The 17467-nt window shown below is 68.4% G+C and carries 18 protein-coding genes; 12 read left to right on the plus strand and 6 right to left on the minus strand.

The features are described from left to right. Nucleotides 1–97 precede the first annotated feature (97 nt). Nucleotides 98–844: an NUDIX hydrolase gene (locus F8178_RS02425; protein ID WP_317493061.1), complete on the plus strand. Its 747-nt coding sequence runs from the start codon at nt 98–100 to the stop codon at nt 842–844. After that, complete coding sequence (locus F8178_RS02430; RefSeq protein WP_317492927.1) at nt 841–1629, plus strand: MBL fold metallo-hydrolase; 789 nt, start codon at nt 841–843, stop codon at nt 1627–1629. Before F8178_RS02425 ends, F8178_RS02430 begins: the two co-directional genes overlap by 4 nt. A gap of 456 nt (nt 1630–2085) precedes the next feature. Here the strand turns inward: F8178_RS02430 and F8178_RS02435 are convergent, their stop codons facing one another. Next, a complete protein-coding gene (locus F8178_RS02435; protein ID WP_317492928.1) occupies nt 2086–2760 on the minus strand; it encodes a Crp/Fnr family transcriptional regulator in 675 nt (224 codons plus the stop codon). Between the two features lie 352 nt (nt 2761–3112). Further along, nucleotides 3113–3364 (minus strand): hypothetical protein, encoded by a 252-nt coding sequence (locus F8178_RS02440; RefSeq protein ID WP_317492929.1) that lies wholly within the window; start codon nt 3362–3364, stop codon nt 3113–3115. A 203-nt stretch (nt 3365–3567) separates the two neighbouring features. Between F8178_RS02440 and nth the strand changes: the two genes are divergently transcribed. The 4 genes from nth (at nt 3568) to F8178_RS02460 (ending at nt 6911) form a co-directional block, all read left to right on the plus strand. After that, on the plus strand, nt 3568–4254 hold the full coding sequence (gene nth, locus F8178_RS02445; protein ID WP_317493062.1) for an endonuclease III: 687 nt from the start codon (nt 3568–3570) through the stop codon (nt 4252–4254). After that, complete coding sequence (locus tag F8178_RS02450) at nt 4251–4892, plus strand: TlpA disulfide reductase family protein (protein ID WP_317492930.1); 642 nt, start codon at nt 4251–4253, stop codon at nt 4890–4892. Before nth ends, F8178_RS02450 begins: the two co-directional genes overlap by 4 nt. Before the next feature lie 47 nt (nt 4893–4939). Beyond that, entirely contained in the window at nt 4940–5653 is a 714-nt protein-coding gene (locus tag F8178_RS02455) for a CoA pyrophosphatase (protein ID WP_317493063.1), read from the plus strand. 76 nt (nt 5654–5729) lie between these two features. Continuing rightward, a complete protein-coding gene (locus F8178_RS02460) occupies nt 5730–6911 on the plus strand; it encodes a MarP family serine protease (protein WP_317492931.1) in 1182 nt (393 codons plus the stop codon). A gap of 60 nt (nt 6912–6971) precedes the next feature. Here F8178_RS02460 and F8178_RS02465 read toward each other — a convergent pair whose 3' ends face one another. Next, the gene (locus tag F8178_RS02465; protein ID WP_317492932.1) at nt 6972–7916 is read right to left on the minus strand and encodes an alpha/beta hydrolase; all 945 of its coding nucleotides are present in this window, start codon (nt 7914–7916) and stop codon (nt 6972–6974) included. A gap of 36 nt (nt 7917–7952) precedes the next feature. Next, nucleotides 7953–8468, minus strand: a complete 516-nt coding sequence (locus F8178_RS02470; protein ID WP_317492933.1) for a phage holin family protein — start codon at nt 8466–8468, stop codon at nt 7953–7955. A 520-nt stretch (nt 8469–8988) separates the two neighbouring features. On the opposite strand from F8178_RS02470, the gene F8178_RS02475 reads away from it, so the two are divergent. From F8178_RS02475 to F8178_RS02500, 6 genes are read left to right on the plus strand one after another with little or no spacing between them, the layout of a single operon-like run. Then, entirely contained in the window at nt 8989–11871 is a 2883-nt protein-coding gene (locus F8178_RS02475) for a DUF4040 family protein (RefSeq protein ID WP_317492934.1), read from the plus strand. After that, complete coding sequence (locus F8178_RS02480) at nt 11868–12179, plus strand: cation:proton antiporter subunit C (RefSeq protein WP_317492935.1); 312 nt, start codon at nt 11868–11870, stop codon at nt 12177–12179. Before F8178_RS02475 ends, F8178_RS02480 begins: the two co-directional genes overlap by 4 nt. Continuing rightward, nucleotides 12176–13669: a monovalent cation/H+ antiporter subunit D family protein gene (locus tag F8178_RS02485; protein ID WP_317492936.1), complete on the plus strand. Its 1494-nt coding sequence runs from the start codon at nt 12176–12178 to the stop codon at nt 13667–13669. Before F8178_RS02480 ends, F8178_RS02485 begins: the two co-directional genes overlap by 4 nt. Further along, complete coding sequence (locus tag F8178_RS02490; RefSeq protein ID WP_317492937.1) at nt 13666–14061, plus strand: Na+/H+ antiporter subunit E; 396 nt, start codon at nt 13666–13668, stop codon at nt 14059–14061. Before F8178_RS02485 ends, F8178_RS02490 begins: the two co-directional genes overlap by 4 nt. After that, a complete protein-coding gene (locus F8178_RS02495; protein WP_317492938.1) occupies nt 14058–14321 on the plus strand; it encodes a monovalent cation/H+ antiporter complex subunit F in 264 nt (87 codons plus the stop codon). Before F8178_RS02490 ends, F8178_RS02495 begins: the two co-directional genes overlap by 4 nt. Beyond that, a complete protein-coding gene (locus tag F8178_RS02500; protein ID WP_317492939.1) occupies nt 14318–14671 on the plus strand; it encodes a monovalent cation/H(+) antiporter subunit G in 354 nt (117 codons plus the stop codon). Before F8178_RS02495 ends, F8178_RS02500 begins: the two co-directional genes overlap by 4 nt. 47 nt (nt 14672–14718) lie before the next feature. On the opposite strand, the gene F8178_RS02505 is transcribed toward F8178_RS02500, so the two are convergent. Continuing rightward, nucleotides 14719–15075 carry a VOC family protein gene (locus F8178_RS02505; protein ID WP_317492940.1) on the minus strand — a complete coding sequence of 119 codons (357 nt, stop codon included), beginning with the start codon at nt 15073–15075 and terminating at the stop codon, nt 14719–14721. A gap of 146 nt (nt 15076–15221) precedes the next feature. After that, nucleotides 15222–17213 carry an acetate--CoA ligase gene (gene acs, locus F8178_RS02510; protein WP_317492941.1) on the minus strand — a complete coding sequence of 664 codons (1992 nt, stop codon included), beginning with the start codon at nt 17211–17213 and terminating at the stop codon, nt 15222–15224. Nucleotides 17214–17467 lie beyond the last annotated feature (254 nt).

Raw genomic sequence — 17467 nt, forward strand, 5'->3', positions numbered from 1 at the left:
TTCGCGGCACGACGAGGGCACGGCTGGCGAGCCGGGGGCAGGCGGCACCGCCTGCGATGACGCTCGCGGGGATGATGCCCACGGGGATGACGTCCCGATCCGGCCTGCCGCCACGGTGATCCTGCTACGCGACGGCGCGGGTGGGCCGGAGGTTTTCTTGCAACACCGCGTGGCGCAGATGGACTTCGCCGCGGGTATGACGGTCTTCCCCGGCGGTGGGGTCGACCGGCGCGATGCCGATGCCTCGATCGCGTGGCAGGGACCGCCGCCTGAGGAGTGGGCGGCGCACTTCGACTGCGACCCCGCACTGGCGAGGGCGCTGGCCTGCGCGGCGGTGCGGGAAACCTTCGAGGAGTCCGGCGTGCTGCTGGCAGGCGAGGCTTCCGGGGCGGTGGTCGGTGACACCGGCCGGTTCCGTGAGGCTCGGCGCGCCTTGGTGAGCAGGCAACTGTCGCTCGCGGAGTTCCTCACCGGCACCGGGCTGGTGTTACGGGCCGACCTGCTACGGCCGTGGGCGCACTGGCTCACCCCACGCGGTGAGTCGCGCCGCTACGACACGCGGTTCTTTCTCGCCGCGCTACCGGAAGGCCAGTGCGCGGACGGCGAGACGACCGAAGCGGTCGGCTCGGGATGGCAGCAGCCTGCCGACGCGCTGGCTGATGCGCGCGCGGGCCGCACGACCGTGCTGCCGCCGACTTGGGTGGCACTGGCCGAGCTCGCCGAGCTGGGCTCGGTGGCCGACGCGCTCGCGGCCGAGCGCAGCATCCGCCGGATCACGCCACGGTTGATCCGGGACGATCGGGGACTGCGAGTGGATATCGACGGGCAGGAGTTCACGCTATGACGCCCAGCCATCCCGCTTACGGCGAGTTGCGACGCGTCAGCCCGGTGACCGCAGTGCTGCTGGAACGTAACCCCTCCCCGATGACCCTGGAAGGCACCAACAGCTGGATCGTGCGCGCACGTGACGACGCTCCCTGCGTGGTGATCGACCCGGGACACGATGACCACGACCACCTGGAGCGGCTCGCCGCGGCCGCGGGCGAGGTCGAGCTCGTGCTGCTCACCCACCACCACCCCGACCACGCCGAGGGCGCTTCCCGGTTCGCCGACCAGGTCCGCGCACCGGTGCGCGCGTTCGCGCCGGCACAGTGTCACGGCGCCGGACCGCTGGTCGACGGCGAGGTCGTTGCCGCTGGTGAGCTGGTGATACGGGTGCTGCACACCCCGGGGCACACCGCGGACTCGGTGACGTTCGTACTCGATCGCCCGGAACGCTCCCATGTCTTCACCGGCGACACCATCCTGGGGCGTGGCACGACCGTGCTGAGCGATCTCGGCGAGTACCTGTACTCGTTGCGGCTGCTGAGCGAGCTCCCCGGCGGTGCGCTCGGCCTGCCTGGCCACGGTGCCGAGTTGGGAGACCTGACGGGCACCGTGCGCGAGTACCTGGAGCACCGTCAGCAACGCCTCGACCAGATCCGGCAGGCGCTGCGGGTGCTCGGCCGCGACGCGAGCGCCAGGGCGATCGTGGAGTACGTCTACTCCGACACCGACCCTGCCCTGTGGGGCGCGGCGGAGGAGAGCGTACGCGCCCAGCTGGATTACCTGAGGACCCGACCGGAATGACGGGACCAACGCCGGGGATCACGAGTCGGTCTCGATCCAGTAACGATCACGGGATTTTACGGCCTGATTGACAACGAATCGGCTCCGACATACGTCCTAGCGAGTGAATCGGGTTGAGACCGACGGGACCTGTCGTGGATCGTGGAAAGTCACACCACGCGCTTGAGGTGCTCTACCATCCCGGCCGAGCACCGTCGTCGCAACCATAACAGTATGACGCGAGACTCCCTCCGGTATCGGGTCGGGGCCTTCGGCCGGAGGGCGGGGAAACGCGGTACGTCGGGGGATGGACCGCGAGCAATAGGGGCCGGTGTGCCACGTCGGGGGTGGCGCCCGGCCCCTATTGTTGTGTTCGCTGTTGTATTTGCCCGGTTCGCTCGCGTGAGGCACGTGAGGTGACCGCAGCGCCTCGTGTCCTGGCCGGACGGCGGAACCGGCCCGGCGGCGACTAGGCGGTCAGCGCGCGCGACGCGCGAGTCGTTCCGGGTCGAGGATCAGCACGCTCTTACCTTCGAGCCGGAGCCAGCCGCGGTGCGCGAAGTCCGCGAGCGCCTTGTTGACCGTCTCGCGGGACGCGCCGACGTACTGCGCGATCTCCTCCTGGGTAAGGTCGTGCGTGACGCGCAGCAACCCTGCTTCCTGGCTACCGAAACGCTGCGCCAGCTGCAGCAGTGCCTTCGCCACGCGACCGGGGACGTCGGTGAAGATCAGCTCGGCGACCATGTTGTTGGTACGGCGCAGCCTGCGCGCGACCACCCGGAGCAGCTGCTCGGAGATCTCCGGCCGGGTTGAGATCCATTGCCGCAGCGCCGCCCTGTCCATGACCACCGCGCGAACCTCGGTGACCGTCGTCGCCGTGGACGTCCGGGGCCCGGGATCGAAGATCGACAGCTCGCCGAACATGTCGGACGGGCCGAAGATGCCGAGCAGGTTCTCCCGCCCGTCGGCCGACTTGCGGCCGATCTTCACCTTGCCTGACTGGATGATGTAGAGCTTGTCGCCGGGTTCGCCCTCGTTGAAGATGACGTGGCCGCGTGGGAACTCCACGCTCTCCAGGGTTTGTACAAGCGCCTCAGCCGCAGCTGGTTCCACGCCCTGGAAGATGCCCGCGCGGGCGAGGGTCTCGTCCACCTCTCCTGCCTCCTGTCGACACGCGACCGCCGTCCTCGGCGTGAGGATGCGTGTCGCCGATCACTGTGCCTCATCTAACTCTCACGCGCTACTGTAGGTCGGCACAGCGTGTTGTGCTCGGTGTGGGCTGCCTTACGGCCATCCGTAATAACCGCAAAGCAACATCCTTACGTTCGGTAGTGTAAGCCGTGCCGCATTCAGCCTGTGCAGACCCGCCGATCCCGGGCGATTCTGTGGCGATACTGGCCCGGTCGGGGGAGATGACCGGCCGGTCCGTTCGGGCCAAGCGGTCTGCGTGCCTGCTTGATACCAGCTTCGACGCAGGCGAGGCCCCCGAGCCTGCGGTAGCCCCTCAGGCGCGCGCCCTCCGGGTACGGGCCCTGCCGGTTCGGCTGCCGAACCTGCGGCGGCGGAACAGTTCGAGGGCCCGGCCGATGCCGTACCCGTAGAGGGCCCTCACCTCGTTGGGGCGGGCCTGCTCCAGGAACTCCTCCACCTCCTCGCCCCGCACGGACACGTTCTTCAGCCGGTGTTCCACGCGCTCCATGAACAGCGCGAAGGCCATGATGACGACCGGTACCACGACAACGAACCACACGGTCATACGCGCCATCTTCGCCGATGCACGGTGAGTGATGCGCACCGGCCCTCCGATGGGGTGTCACGTATCGCCCGTAGGCTGGACGTGTGCCACCCTCCACCGAGACAGGTTCGCACGCCCCGGTGACCAAAGCGCCTGGCGCGGTGGCGCGCAGGCGCGCGAACGGGCAAGAGAGCAGGCTCGCGCTGGTGCGTCGGGCGCGCCGGATGGCGCGGCGCCTGGCCGAGGCCTACCCGGACGCGCGGTGCGAGCTCGATTTCGGTAACTCGCTGGAACTGCTCGTCGCCGTGATCCTGTCCGCGCAGTGCACCGACAAGCGCGTCAACGAGGTCACGCCCGGGTTGTTCGCGCGCTACCGCACCGCGGCCGACTACGCGGGTGCCGACCGCGCCGAGCTCGAGTCCTACATCAGGCCGACGGGTTTCTATCGCAACAAGGCGAACGCGCTGCTCGGGCTCGGGGCCGCGCTCGTCGAGCGGTTCGACGGCGAGGTGCCGCGAACCCTCGAGGAGCTGACCAGCCTGCCGGGCGTGGGGCGCAAGACCGCGAACGTGGTGCTCGGCAATGCCTTCGGGATTCCCGGACTCACCGTCGACACCCATTTCGCCAGGCTGGTGCGCCGGTGGGGCTGGACAAGGGAGGAGGATCCCACCAAGATCGAGCATGCGGTCGCCGAGCTGATCCCGCGTCGTGACTGGACCCAGCTGTCCCACTGGATCATCTTCCACGGCCGCCGGGTCTGCCACGCTCGCAAACCCGCTTGTGGCGCCTGCCTGCTGGCTGACCAGTGCCCGTCCTTCGGGATCGGGCCCACCGGGTTCGACGAGGCCGCGGAATTGGTGCGCGGCCAGGAGCGGGAGCACCTGCTCGAACTGGCGGGAGGCACGCGATGAGCGTGGCGGCGCGCTGGGCACTGGTGTGCGGTGCCCTCGCGCTCGCAGGCGTGATCGCGTTGCTGCCGATGCTCGGTGATCGCGGCGAAGGGGGTAACGGCATCGAACCGCCGGACGTCGCGGCCTCGGCCGAGTTCGAGCAGGCACGGCAGGACGCGGCGTTGCGCCCGTGCGAGGGCGGCACCGAGCCCGGCGGTCAGGTTCCCGGGCAGGTGCGTGATGTCGAGACGGTGTGCCTGGCCGACGGCAAGCCGGTGGATTTCGGTGAGCTGCTGGCAGGCGGCACGACACTGGTCAACGTCTGGGCGACGTGGTGCACGCCGTGCCTCGACGAGCTGCCGGTGCTGGAGGCCTACGCCGGGTCACAGCAGGAGGTCGATGTCCTCGGCGTGCAGGTCGACAGCGACCCGGTGGAGGGCCTGGAGATGCTGGGGGAGCTCGATGTGAGCTTCCCGTCGGTCTACGACGGGGATTCCGCGAGCGGCCCGGTGCGCGAGGCACTCCGGGTGCCGCGCGCGCTGCCCGCTTCGTACCTGGTGACCCCGGAAGGCGGTATCGAGTTGATCACCAATCCGCGGCTGTTCCACAGCGTCGACGATGTCCGGCAGGCGGTGCGCGAGTTCGGGGGGCAGGCGTGAACGGGCAGGCACCCGGCGGTGCGACCGGTAGCGATACGGATCGCGGCATGCGGCACGGTGCGCTGGTCGACGCCGGGGAGGTTCCCGGCTGGCTGCGTGGCTTGGTCAGGATGGCCGATGAGCTGGACACCGGCGCGTTCACCCGGTTCACCCCGCCGCGGGACGGCTCGGCGCGGCAGGCCGCTGTGCTCGTGCTGCTCGCCGGTGGCAGCGGTGACGCGCCCTCGGCGGACGGTGCCGCCGATCCGGATGTGCTGCTGGTGCGCAGGGCGGACGGGCAGGATTCGCATGCGGGCCAGGTGGCCTTTCCCGGCGGTGGTGTCGACCGCGGTGACGGTGGCCCGGTGGCCACCGCCCTGCGCGAGGCGCGCGAGGAGACCGGGTTGGATCCCGATGGCGTGCGGCCGGTCGCGTTGTTCCCTGAGCTGTATGTGCCGGTCTCCGGCTTCGCGGTGAGGCCAGTGCTGGCGCACTGGGAGAACCCCACCCCGGTCGACGTCGTTGATCCCGGTGAGGTCGCCGAGGTGGCGAGGGTGCGGCTCGCTTCGCTCGCCGACCCGGCCAACCGGTTCCAGGTACGCAGGGAGGACGCCGGCTGGCAGGGTCCCGCGTTCCGCGTCGACGGGCTGTTCGTGTGGGGATTCACGGCGGGCCTGCTCAGCGTGCTGCTCGCGCTCGGTGGCTGGGAGCGTCAGTGGGACACCTCGGACGTACGCCCGCTGGATGTAGCGTTGAGGGAACACGGTCAGCGCTTAGGGTGATGCGGGAGATGGCCAAGGCAGTGATGAAGTCGGCGCGACAGGCCGAGCGGTGCGCGGCGCACCCGAGGGAGTGCTCGTGAACTGGGTTGACCTGCTGGTTGTGTTGCTGGCACTGCTCGCCGCGGTTTCCGGTGGCAGGCAGGGAGTGATCGTCGCGCTGCCCGCCTTCCTCGGCGTGCTCTCGGGTGCTGTGCTCGGCATTCGGCTGGCGCCTTCGGTGGTCGAGCTTGTCGAGAACCCGGCCGCGAAGGTCATCTTCGCGGTGGCCACCGTGGTGTTTCTGGTCGCCCTCGGGGAGACCTTCGGGGTGTGGATCGGCCGGACGGTCAAGGAACGGGTCTCGCTGCCGAAGCTGTCCTGGCTCGACAAGTCGCTCGGCGCGGTGATGCAGGGGGCGGTCGTATTCGTCGTCGCCTGGCTCCTGGCGGTGCCGCTGACCAGCGTGAGCGGGATGCCGGGGTTGACGGCGGCGATCAACAACTCGGTGGTGCTCGGCGGGGTGAACGACGTGATGCCCCCGCAGGCACAGCGGTTACCGAACGACCTGCGTAACCTGCTGGATGCCACCATCTTTCCCACCTTCGAGCAGCCGTTCATGCGGGCGCCTGCCCCGGAGGTGGAGCCTCCCGATACGGCTCTGCAGGCGAGCCCGGTCGTGCAGGAGGTTCGGCCGAGCGTGCTGAAGATCAGCGGCGACGCACCCGCCTGCGGCCGGTCGCTCGAAGGCAGCGGGTTCGTGATCGCGCCGCAGCGGGTGATGACCAACGCGCACGTGGTAGCCGGCACCGACAGCGTGCGGGTGAACACCGACGCGGGCACGTTGCCGGCCAGGGTGGTGCATTTCGACCCCGGCATCGACGTCGCCGTGCTGGACGTGCCGCGGTTGCAGGCCCCCGTCCTCGACTTCGCTCCGCGAGCGGGCCAGGCGGGCGACAGCACGATCGTGCTCGGCTACCCGCTGGACGGCCCGTACACTGCTACCTCCGCGCGGATCAGGGACCGCATCAACCTACAGGGGCCGGACATCTACGACCGCGCGACCGTGCAGCGCGATGTCTTCACGGTGCGCGCCGAGGTGCACAGCGGGAACTCCGGTGGTCCGATGGTGGATCCGCAGGGCCGCGTGGTCGGTGTGGTCTTCGGCGCCTCGGTGCAGGACCCGGACACCGGGTTCACGCTCACCGCCGACCAGGTCTCCTCCGAGGTGTCCGCGGCCCCCGGCATGACCAATGAGGTCAGCACCGGTCCCTGCGTGTGACACCCCGTGTCTGGCACTGTGACACCCCGTGTCTCGTGTCCCGACACCGCGAGTTGGGCGTCAGGACACCTCGTCGAGCCACTCCCGCAGCAGCCGTGAGGTCTCGTCGGGAACCTCGAGGTGCGGGAAGTGGCCGATACCGGGTAGCTGCACCAGCCGTGACCGGGTGCCCGCCCATGCGGCCGAGGATCGAGCGGTGGCAGGCAGGATGCAGCTATCGGCAGTGCCGTGCAGCTGTAGCACCGGTGACGGGCACGGCCTATCGACCGCCGCGGCGAAGCGCCTGCCGTCGGCTCGTAGTTGCGAGCGCAGCGCCCACCGGTAGTACTCGAGGGCGCAGTGGGCCACCCCGGGGATGAGCATCGCCGAACGTAAGCGGGAGGCGGCTTCCCGGTACTCGGGTCGCTCCGGCCACACCGGACCGGACCAGGTTCGCAGCAGCCGCTCGACGGTGGCGGCGCCGTCTCGGGTGAGCCACCGCTCGGCCATGACCGGTAGCTGCGCGCGCAGCACGTGCCTGCTGGCTCGTAACTGGGACTGCCCGCTGTGGCGGAACAAACCCCGCCGCAGCGCGGTGCGGTAGGCCAGCGGGTGTGCCGCGGCTACGGAGCCGATCGAGGCGACCACCCTGGGATGCAGTGCCGCGACCGTCCAGGCGAGCAACCCACCCCAGGCGTGCCCGATCACGTGGGCTTGCCTGGCGCCGAGGGCGCGGACCAGCCCGGCGACGTCGCCCGCGAGCGTCCACGCGTCGTAACCGCGCGGCGGTTTGTCCGAATCCCCGTAGCCGCGCAGATCCACAGCTACCGGTCGGTAGCCGGCCTCGGCCAACCCGATCAGCTGCGCGTGCCAGACCCACCAGCATTCCGCGAACCCGTGCAGCAGCAGTACCACTGGCCCGGCACCGTGCTCGGCCACGTGCAGCGAGGTCCCGTTGGCCGAGATGTCGCGGTGCCGCCAGGGGCCGGAAAACCGGACGCTGGACGGATCCGGGTGCTGTCTCACCGAAAGTACGCGCCTGTACCTTGCTTCTGCCGGCCGCTAGCGGGGCCGGTACCCACCCACCGCGTCGGCGGGTACCTCCTCGGGCGGGTGGTGTTCCTGGCCCCGGCGCAGGGTCGCGGCGGTTTCCCGGACGCTGTCGATGGTGCGTTCGGGAGCTTTGAGCTTGCGTACCTTGCGGTAGCCGAGGTAGGCGAACGCGCCCGCGGTGAGCAGCATCAGCAGGAACACGATGCCGAATGACGCCCAGCGCCGGAGCCACTCCGACAGCAACTCGCCGACGAAGAAAAAGAAAAAGAACGAGCTGTACAGCGCGATGACCCCGGCGATGATGAAGTAGACGCTCCCCCGAACGCCCTTCTTGACCTCGCCGACAACCTCCGACTTCGCCAGTTCGAACTCGGCCCGGACCAGCGTGGAGACGTGTTCGGACGCGTCGCGCACCAGCGAGCCGATCGACTGGTCGCTTCCCGCTGCACCGCCAACGCCTTGATCCTCCGTGAGGGGGAGGTGCGGTATGTTCGGTGCACCGTCGTTCTCGCTGCGTTGAGTCACGGGCTCAATCGTGCCATGGCGCACACTTCGAGGTGCAGCGACCTCCGTACCTGAGTCGATCTGCCGAACGGGCCGATTCTGACCCCGGAAGCGGATGTGACAGACCCCACGATGGCCTGCGTTGATCTCGCGAGTGTCATCCGTTCGCCTGATATCGTGCCACTTGCGAACGAACGGACGAGGCCGAGAGATGAGGTGCCAGCGGAAATGCCCCGGCCGTGTGACCTTGGGCGCTCGCGGCTGTCTCGTGCCAGCGTGCCAGCTGCGGCAGGTGCCGCATCGCGTTGCCGGACGGTTCCCTCTGCCTCGTCACGTTCGGCAGGCACCAACGGATACAGCAGTACCTGGGGACACCACGGAAGCGGATGCCCCCCGTCACCAGTGCGGTAACGCGCTGACAGCCTGCGGGTAGGGACGCGCCAGGCTGCTGCTAGCAACGTGACAGTCGTGTCCGAGTCAGAGATCCTGTCGTGGACAGTCGATCTCTCCGTGCCGTGCATCCGTCGGAAAGGGCAGCTCCGTGGTTCTGCCGTTGGTACTCAGCCTGCTCGCGTTGGTCGCGCTGGCTGCCCCGATGCTCGATCGTTTTCTCGGTAGGGCGGCGGGGTGGCCCCTCGCGGTCGTATTCCTGCTCCTCGGCGCCATCATCGCTGTCGACGCCCCGCGCATCGTGACGCACGGCGAGGACATCGAGTTCTCCGCGCCGTGGATGCCGACCTTCGATGTGTCGTTCAACCTGCTGCTCGACGGCACCGGCCTGCTTTTCGTGGTGCTCGTGCTCGGCGTCGGTGCGCTGATCATGGGCTACTCGGCGCAGTACTTCAGCCGTGGGAAGCACGCCGATTACTACTTCCTGATGTCGCTGTTCGCGGCGGCCATGTTCGGCTTGGTGATCGCCGACGACGTGGTGCTGCTCTTCGTATTCTGGGAGCTGACCACGATCTGCTCGTTCTTTTTGATCGGGCGAACCGGGCTGACCGCGAACAAACCCGCGGTTCGGACGCTGTTGCTCACGGCAGCCGGCGGGTTGGCGTTGCTGGCCGCCGTGATCGTGATGATCGTCCACATCGGCACGGCCCAGCTCAGTGTGATCCTGGCGGACCCGGCGTGGCAGGAAGATCCGGCCTTCGCCACCACCGTGGGCGTGCTGATCATCATCGCGGCGTTTACCAAGTCCGCCCAGTTCCCGTTCCACTACTGGTTGCCGGACGCGATGGCGGCCAGCACTCCGGTCAGCGCCTACCTGCACGCCGCGGCCATGGTCAAGGCCGGCATCTACCTGCTGATGCGGTTCTCCCCTGCGCTGGCCGACAACGTGACGTGGAATGTGGCGCTCATCGGTTTCGGTCTGCTGACCGCGATCATCGGTGCGCTGTTCGCGCTGCAGCGGCACGACCTCAAGGAGCTGCTCGCCTATTCCACGGTGAGCCAGCTCGGCTTCCTCGTCGCCGTGATCGGGATCGGCACCCCCGCCGCACTCGCGGCGGCTGGGGTGCACACGCTGGCGCACGCGCTGTTCAAAGCCACGCTCTTCATGCTGGTCGGCGTGATCGACAGGGAGGTCGGCAGCAGGGATATTCGCAGGCTCACCGGGTTGCGCCGGGTCATGCCGATCACCGCGGCGCTGGCCGCGCTGTCGGCGCTGTCCATGGCCGGTGTGCCACCGCTGCTCGGGTTCATCTCCAAGGAGAAGCTCTTCGCGGGCTTCCTGGAAGCACCGGGGCCGGAGTTCGCCGGCCCGCTGGTGGGGGCGGTTGCGGTGGTCGGCGCGGTGCTGACCTTCGCGTACTCGTTCCGGATCGTCTACGGTGCCTTCGGCGGCCCCACGACTCAGACCAAGCTGCGCGAACCGTCGCTGGTGCTCTTGCTGCCGGCAGCGGTGTCCTCGATCGCCGGTCTGGTACTCGGCTTCTATGCCGGCTGGCTTGACCTGCTCATCGATCGTATCGTGCTGGATACCAGGGGGATCCCCGGCGAGGTGCACCTGAGCCTGTGGCACGGCCTCGCTCCCGAGGTGTACATGTCGGCGATCACCATCGCCGTCGGTGTGGTGCTGTTCGTCAAGCGTGAGGCCATCGACCGGTTGCTCGACCGGCCACTGTTCCCGGTCACCGGGGTCGGGGTGTTCGAGCGGTGCTTCGACGGCACCATCGCGCTCGGCGCCAGGGTCGGCGACCTCACAAGGACGAACGCGCCGACGCGCCACCTCGCGCTGCCTGTGGCGCTGATCGCGGTGCTGACGGGCGCCGTGCTGGTTGGCGGTATCGGTGTCCCGCCCTTCCCGGAGCCGGTGACCGAGCCGGTCGACTGGCTGCTGATCGGGTTGCTGGTGGTCGGCATCGTGGGGATGGTGATCGCGAAATCGCGGCTGGCCGCGCTCGCCTTGCTCGGCGTCGTCGGCTTCGTGGTGGCGCTGTTCTTCTTCCTGCTCGGCGCTCCCGATGTCGGGTTGACGCAGCTACTGGTCGAGGTGCTGACGGTGGTGGTCGCCGTGCTGATCCTGCGCAGGTTGCCGACGCTGTTCCATCCCACGAGCCGGGCGCGCAAGGGCTTCGCCGCGGTGGTGGCACTGATCGCGGGCTCCGCTGCCGCGCTGGGTACGTACGCGTTGACCGGGAGGCGGGAGATCTCGCCAGCCGGCGAGTACTTCCTGCGCGAAGCCGAGGAGGACACCGGCGGCACCAACGTGGTCAACACGATCCTGGTCGATTACCGCGCGCTCGACACGCTCGGCGAACTCACGGTGCTCGGTATCGCCGGGTTGATCATCATCGCGGTGCTGGACTCCAGCGGGCTGCTGCCGGGTGACCGCGGCTCCCGGGTGGCGACGTTCTCCGGGACCGCGATCGGGTCGGCGACCGGCAACACGGTGCTCGCCAGGACCGTCGGTCGGTGGCTGGCGCCGCTGCTGATCCTGCTGTCGCTGTACCTGCTGCTCCGGGGGCACGACGAGCCCGGCGGTGGCTTCATCTCGGCCCTGGTCGGTGGCGCGGGTTTCGCGCTGGCCTACCTCAGCGCACCGAGCGCGGCGGCGGCACCGATCCGCTGGCCCTACGTCGGGCTGATCGCCAGCGGCATCGGGCTCGCCACGCTGACCGGCGTGCTCGGTTTCGCCGATGGCTCGTTCCTGCGCCCGCTCCACGCGGACGTCCCGCTGTTCGGGGACGTCACATACCACTTCACCACCGCGCTGGTGTTCGACGTCGGTGTCTACCTCGCGGTGATCGGCGTGATCATCGCGGCGCTCAACCGGCTGGGCATCGAGGAGTACGAGGTCACCGATCGCGGGTCGATGGACAACCGACAACCGGTTCCACCCGATGGGCAGGCCGAAAGCCCTGGCGGGCAGGACACAGCCGACCCCGCGGAGACCACGTCGGTGGCGGGAGGTGAGCAACGATGACCCTGGCGTTGTTCATCGGCGTGCTCGTAGCCGGCGGTGTCTACCTCGTGCTGCAGCGGGGGATGGTGCGCATCACGTTCGGCTTCGTCCTGCTGAGCCACGGTGCCAACCTGATGTTGATCTCGGCCGGTGTCGCCGCGCGGCGGGACGAGCCGCTGGTGCACCTGAGCGACCTGGCCGATGCGGCTGATGCGCTACCGCAAGCGTTCGCCTTGACCGCGATCGTGATCGCGTTCTCCATCACGATCTACATGCTCGCCCTCGCCGGTGCGGGTAAGGGCGACGACGACACCGAGGACAGGACATGAACAGCGCGCTGCTTGCCGTTCTCGTCATCGTGCCGCTGCTCGCCGCGGCGCTGCTGGTGGTGATGCGCGAGCCCGTGGCGCTACGCCGGGTGATCCTGCTGGGCACCAACGCGTTCGCGCTCGCCTTCGCGGTGTGGCTCGTCGTCGAGACCTGGGGTGGGCAGGTGCTCGGCCACAACATCGCTCTGTGGCCGGACGGGATCGCCATCCCGTTCGTGGCCGATATGTTCAGTGCGCTCATGGTCGTGGTGACTGCGCTGCTGAGCCTGGTGTGTTCGGCGTTCGGCGTGGCGTCCGGGGATGACGACCGGCACTACTTCGCTCCCCTGGTGCTCACGCTTTCCGCTGGTGTCTACGGTGCCCTGCTCACCGCGGACCTGTTCAACCTGTTCGTGTTCATCGAGGTCATGCTGCTGCCCTCCTACGGGCTGATCGCCATGCTCGGCGGTATGTCCCGGCTGTCGGCGGGCAGGTTGTACGTGACCATGAACCTGCTGACCTCGACGATCCTGCTGGCAGGCGTCGCTCTGGTGTACGGGGCCGCGGGTACCGTCAACATCGCCGAACTGGCCGGGCTCGGCAAGGAGTCGCCTGTGGTGGGTGCCGCGATGGGCGCGGTGCTCATCGCGCTGTCCATCAAGGCCGCGGTGGTTCCGGTGCACGGCTGGCTGGCCCGCACCTACCCGTACACCTCGCCGGCGGTGACGGCGCTGTTCTCCGGACTGCACACCAAGGTCGCGATCTACGCGATCTACCGGCTCTACGCCGTGATCTTCGACGGGGACAGCCGGTACCTGTGGATCGGTGTGCTGGTCATGTCGGCGACCATGCTGATCGGGGTGCTCGGTGCCGTCGGCGAGGAAACCACCCGCTCTATCCTCGCGTTCCACATGGTCAGCCAGATCGGCTATATCCTGCTCGGGGTCGCGCTGTTCGGACCGATCGGGCTGATGGCCGGTATTTTCTACCTGCTCCATCACATGATCGTGAAGGCCTCGCTGTTCCTGTCGACCGGTGCCGTGGAGGTCGCCTACGGCACCAACGAACTTGGCAGGATATCCGGCATCGCCAGGACGGAACCGGTGGTGGCGGCCGCGTTCCTCGGCGCGGCGTTCTCGCTGGCCGGTCTACCCCCGTTCTCCGGATTCGTCGCCAAGCTGACGCTGGTGACAGCGGCGATCAGCGAGGAGCAGATCTACGCGGCGGTGATCGCGATCATCGTCAGCCTGCTCACTTTGATGTCCATGCTCAAGATCTGGAAGGGCGTGTTCTGGGGCCGTGCGCATGAGGACGAGGTGCACGCGGTGAGCGCGCGCAAGCCAGGGGCGTTGCTCACCCATATCTCGCCGTCGCTCGCGCTGCCGGGGCTGGTCCTGGCTGCGGTGACGTTGTCGCTCGGCGTCGGTGGGCAGCTCCTCCTTGCGCTGTCCGAGCAGGCGGCGCTGGGGCTGTTGGATCCGTCCGCATACATCGAGGCGGTGATCGGATGATCAATTTTCTGAGCTGGCCGGTGCGTGCAGTGGGCTTCCTGCTGTACTTCATCTGGCTGCTGATCAGATCCAATGTCAGTGTCGGCTGGGATGTCGTGACCCCGGGTAGCGGCATGGAGGCGGGCATCGTCCGGCTACCGTTGCGGTGCCGTACGGATCTGGAGATCACGATGCTGGCCAACCTCATCTCGCTGACCCCGGGGACCCTGACGCTGTCGGTGTCCCACGACCCGCCCGAGCTGTACGTGCACGGGATGTACGCGCCCGACGCTGCGGCGTTTCGCGCGGAGCTGTACGACCTGGAGCGCCGGATGCTGATCGGGATGCGCCGGTACGGCGATGCCGGGGAACTGCCTGCGCAGGCGCGGCGGTTGAGTGGAGGCGCGCCATGATGGAGGTGATCCTGGACGTCGCGCTCGTCATAGTGGCGTTGACGCTGATACCCGCGACCTACCGGGTGCTGACCGGACCGAGCGACGCCGACCGGGGCGTCGCGGCGGACCTGGTGTTCTTCGGCTTCATCGGGGTCGTCGCGCTGCTCGGCCTGCGGATGAACACCGAGATCGTGCTGGATATCGTGCTGGTGGCCACCGTGGTCGGGTTCCTCGCCACGCTGTCGTTGGCTCGGCTGGTGACGAGGGGGTATCGATGACGTTCGCGCTGGAGATCGCAGGGACCGTGCTGATCGTGCTCGGCGCGGTGGTGTTCGCTCTCGCGGGAGTGGGGGTGTTGCGGCTACCGGATCTGTACGCCCGCATTAGCGCCATCACCACGGCGGCAGGGCTCGGTATCGCGCTGATCCTGCTCGGCGTGGTGCTGCACGAGCCGGGGGCGCTCAACGCCGTGAAGGCAACCCTGGCGATCGTGGTGAATCTGGCCACGGCGGCGGTGGGCGGTCACGCGCTCGGCAGGTCCGGCTATCTGACGGGTGCCCCGCTGGCCACGCAGACCCGCTACGACGACCTGGCCGACCAGGGACGAGCTAGTCAGCCATCACGGTGACGCGCGCACCTGCCTGAGAGCGCGTGTCACCGGCATCCGGTGCGGAGCTATTCCTGGAGCTGGCCTACGCAGAACTCGTTTCCCTCGGGGTCGGTGAGTACGGTCCAGTCGAGGAAGTCGGGGATGGATTCCTCGGCCACTTCGGTGGCTCCCAGCTGCACGAGCCACCGCACATCCCCGGCGCGGTCGGTCGAGAGCAGGTCGAGGTGGGTCCGATTCTTCACCGATTTCGGTTCGGGAACCCGCTGTAACCCCAGATGCGGTGTACCCTCGGTGTTCGGCGCGAGCATGATGAACTCGCCGTAATCCGCGGCGACGTGCATGTCGAGGACGTGTGTCCAGAACTCGGCCAGCCGCTGGGGATCCGCACAGTCGATCGTGACCATTTCGAGTTTCAATGTCATGCGTGGACACTAATGTGCGGCACCGACAGTGAGCGTGTGAATGGGTTCGCGGGCGGTCGTGCTCATCGAGGGGCACCATGCGTGCCCCCGCGGAGTATCCGGCTGTGTGTCTACCGGCGCTCCGCGAGGGCACGGCCTGCCCGCGGCTAGTCCTCGTCGGTGCCCTTGCGCAGACCCTCGGAGATCAGGTCCATGACCGAGGAATCGGCCAGGGTGGTCACGTCACCGATCTCCCGGTTCTCGGCCACGTCCCGCAGCAGGCGGCGCATGATCTTGCCGGAACGGGTCTTGGGCAGCTCCGGCACCACCATGATCTGCCGGGGCTTGGCGATAGGCCCGATCTCGGCGGCCACGTGCTGCCGCAGTGCGTCAACGGCGGCACTGCTGTCACCATCAGCGGCCGATGCCGCCCCGCCACGCAGGATCACGAACGCGACCACCCCCTGCCCGGTGGTCTCGTCGGTGGCGCCCACCACGGCGGCCTCGGCCACGTCCGGGTGCGAGACCAGTGCCGATTCCACCTCGGTGGTGGAGATCCGGTGCCCGGAGACGTTCATGACGTCGTCCACCCTGCCGAGCAGCCAGATATCGCCGTCATCGTCGTACTTCGCGCCGTCACCTGCGAAGTAGTATCCCTGCTCGGCGAACCGGGACCAGTACGTTTCCCGGTACCGCTCGTCGTCGCCCCAGATGCCGCGCAGCATGCCGGGCCACGGCTTGTCCAGCACGAGGTAACCACCGGAACCGTGCGGTACCTCGGCGCCGGAATCGTCGACCACCTTGGCCGAGATTCCCGGCAGCGGTCGCTGTGCCGAACCCGGCTTGGTGTGCGTGACACCCGGCAGCGGGGCGATCATGATGCCGCCGGTTTCGGTCTGCCACCAGGTGTCGACGATCGGCGCGGTGCCACCACCGATGTGCTCGCGGTACCAGATCCACGCTTCCGGGTTGATGGGCTCACCGACGGTGCCGAGCAGCCGGAGCGAGGAGAGGTCGTAAGCGGCCGGGATGTCGTCGCCCCACTTCATGAAGGTGCGGATCAGTGTGGGGGCGGTGTAGTACAGCGACACCTTGTAGTGCTGCACGATCTCCCAGTGCCTGCCCTCGTGCGGCGTGTTGGGGGTGCCCTCGTAGACGACCTGCCGAGCCCGGTTGGCCAGCGGCCCGTACACGATGTAGGTGTGGCCGGTCACCCAGCCGATGTCGGCCGTGCACCAGTAGATGTCCTCGCCGGGCTTGTGATCGAAGACCGCGTGATGGGTGTATGCCGCCTGGGTCAGGTAACCACCCGAGGTGTGCAGGATGCCTTTCGGTTTGCCGGTCGTCCCCGAGGTGTAGAGGATGTACAGCGGGTGCTCGGAGTCGAAGGCCTGCGGCGTGTGCTCCTCGGGCTGCGAGTCGAGCAGCTCGTGCCACCACAGGTCGCGGTCCTCCTGCCACGGCACCTCGCCGATCTCGTCGCCGGTACGGCGCACCACCAGGACCTTCTCCACGGTCTCCGCGCCGGTCAGCGCCTCGTCAACGGCCGCCTTCATCGGCGCTGCCTTGCCCCTGCGGTACTGCCCGTCCGAGGTGATGACGACCTTCGCCTGCGCGTCGTCCACGCGGGTGCGTAGCGCCGCCGGCGAGAATCCGCCGAACACCACGCTGTGCAGCGCGCCGATCCGGGCGCACGCGAGCATCGCGACGATGGCCTCGGGGATCATCTGCAACTGGATGGCCACCCTGTCGTGTGCCGTGACTCCCAACGAGGTCAGTGCGTTGGCCGCGCGGCAGACCTCACGCCGCAGCTCGGCGTAGGTGATGTCCCTGGTGTCACCCGGCTCGCCGACCCAGTGAATGGCGACCTGGTCGCCGTAGCCGGCCTCGACATGGCGATCCACACAGTTGTAGGCGACGTTGAGCTTCCCGCCGACGAACCACTCCGCGAACGGCGCGTTCGACCAGTCGAGGACCTGGCTCCACCGGGTATCCCAGTGAAGACGCTCAGCCTGGGCCGCCCAGAACGCCTCACGGTCGGCCGCGGCCTCGGCGTAGGCATCGGCCGTGACGTTCGCGCGCGCCGCGAACTCCGGGCTCGGGCCGAACGTACGGTTCTCGCTGAGCAAGTTGTCGAGCGCTGGGGATTGCTCTGCCATGGTGCGGGGCCTCCTCGAATCCGTATGCCTGTGACCGTGCCCGCCCACACGGCCGGCCGTGTTCGTACTCGTAGCCGAACTCGATCGTGATGTACGCCATGGTGGGTGACGCCGCTACGGTACTGACGTTAGTACCCGAGCGAAACGGGTGCACCCGTACGAGCGGCGAGCGGTCCGGCCCCGCCCCCGATCGGTCCGTTGCAGTGATCCAGCGGACCTCGTCCACCGCCGGCCCAACAGCGCCACTGTGGGCC

It is taken from the genome of Haloechinothrix sp. LS1_15 (genome assembly GCF_033042135.1).
GTDB lineage: Bacteria > Actinomycetota > Actinomycetes > Mycobacteriales > Pseudonocardiaceae > Haloechinothrix.

Coding starts and splice junctions, on each gene's coding strand:
- F8178_RS02500 (WP_317492939.1), top strand. CDS start 14,318: ATGACGTTCGCGCTGGAGATCGCAGGGACCGTGCTGATCGTGCTCGGC.
- F8178_RS02440 (WP_317492929.1), bottom strand. CDS start 3,364: ATGACCGTGTGGTTCGTTGTCGTGGTACCGGTCGTCATCATGGCCTTC.
- F8178_RS02430 (WP_317492927.1), top strand. CDS start 841: ATGACGCCCAGCCATCCCGCTTACGGCGAGTTGCGACGCGTCAGCCCG.
- F8178_RS02490 (WP_317492937.1), top strand. CDS start 13,666: ATGATCAATTTTCTGAGCTGGCCGGTGCGTGCAGTGGGCTTCCTGCTG.
- nth (WP_317493062.1), top strand. CDS start 3,568: ATGGCGCGGCGCCTGGCCGAGGCCTACCCGGACGCGCGGTGCGAGCTC.
- F8178_RS02480 (WP_317492935.1), top strand. CDS start 11,868: ATGACCCTGGCGTTGTTCATCGGCGTGCTCGTAGCCGGCGGTGTCTAC.
- F8178_RS02455 (WP_317493063.1), top strand. CDS start 4,940: ATGCGGCACGGTGCGCTGGTCGACGCCGGGGAGGTTCCCGGCTGGCTG.
- F8178_RS02495 (WP_317492938.1), top strand. CDS start 14,058: ATGATGGAGGTGATCCTGGACGTCGCGCTCGTCATAGTGGCGTTGACG.
- F8178_RS02450 (WP_317492930.1), top strand. CDS start 4,251: ATGAGCGTGGCGGCGCGCTGGGCACTGGTGTGCGGTGCCCTCGCGCTC.
- F8178_RS02505 (WP_317492940.1), bottom strand. CDS start 15,075: ATGACATTGAAACTCGAAATGGTCACGATCGACTGTGCGGATCCCCAG.
- acs (WP_317492941.1), bottom strand. CDS start 17,213: ATGGCAGAGCAATCCCCAGCGCTCGACAACTTGCTCAGCGAGAACCGT.
- F8178_RS02485 (WP_317492936.1), top strand. CDS start 12,176: ATGAACAGCGCGCTGCTTGCCGTTCTCGTCATCGTGCCGCTGCTCGCC.